Here is an 853-nt window from a genome sequence, read left to right as displayed (position 1 = left end):
ATTTGAAGAGGTGAATTGAAGTGAAAAAAATACATTTAACCGATGGACAACCATCTGATATCAGGTTAAACGAACAGTCAGTTGAGTTGAAAGAATTAGTTGACTCCATCGAAAAATTAGTAATGGATAGTGGTTTAAGTTATGTGTCGATAAATAAAGCCCTCTATCTGGCGGATAAAGGACTTTATATGAGAGTAATTACAAAAAGAAATGATTAAAAACTATCAAATCAGATAGGAACATTATACCAAAAGAAAGGAATATTGTTATGTCGGTAAAAAAAGAAACCTCCGGAGTATGGCTCTCAGAGGAAGAGTTAGATAAAAATTTAAAACGATCATTTAGAAATTTATATATTTCTATTGCAGCATTCATTTTTGCGTTAGGTGCATTCGTAGTAGTACTACTTCATTTTGTTAAATGTATGTAAATGGTGAACGTTAACGATGCAATACTGATGAGTATTGCAAGCCAAGCAACAATTTTAGTATGTAGAAGTTCAGATTTTCCCCACATAGCTTTTTTACCTTCGTTAGTAATGGTATACCAATGGCTGTGGGAGATGTGAGGAAAGCCTTCATCGTCAGTCCATGTTTCAGTTTGTATCGGAAGTATAAATTTATTCTCTGTCATATATAAAAGATGTTTGTATTTAGGTTTTATTTTAACTTTACCAAATATCGAGGCAACCCAAAGCCTAATGAAGATTGAAAAATTCAAATTAGTTCCTCCTATTAAATTAGTTAGGAATAGTATACCAAAAGAAAGGAATGATAGTATGACAGATTTAAAGGTATTCAATTTTGAAGAAAACAATGTAAGAACGTTAGTGATTGAAGATGAACCGTATTTT

General features: G+C 31.7%; 1 protein-coding gene. It reads left to right on the top strand.

The window, feature by feature from the left end:
- Positions 1–20 precede the first annotated feature (20 nt).
- The gene (locus IEX29_RS26435) at positions 21–218 is read left to right on the top strand and encodes a hypothetical protein (protein ID WP_229720416.1); all 198 of its coding nucleotides are present in this window, start codon (positions 21–23) and stop codon (positions 216–218) included.
- Positions 219–853 lie beyond the last annotated feature (635 nt).

This window comes from Oceanobacillus neutriphilus (assembly GCF_014645515.1).
GTDB classification, from domain to species: Bacteria; Bacillota; Bacilli; order Bacillales; family Amphibacillaceae; genus Oceanobacillus; species Oceanobacillus neutriphilus.
This window is presented reverse-complemented; position numbering and strand designations above follow the sequence as displayed.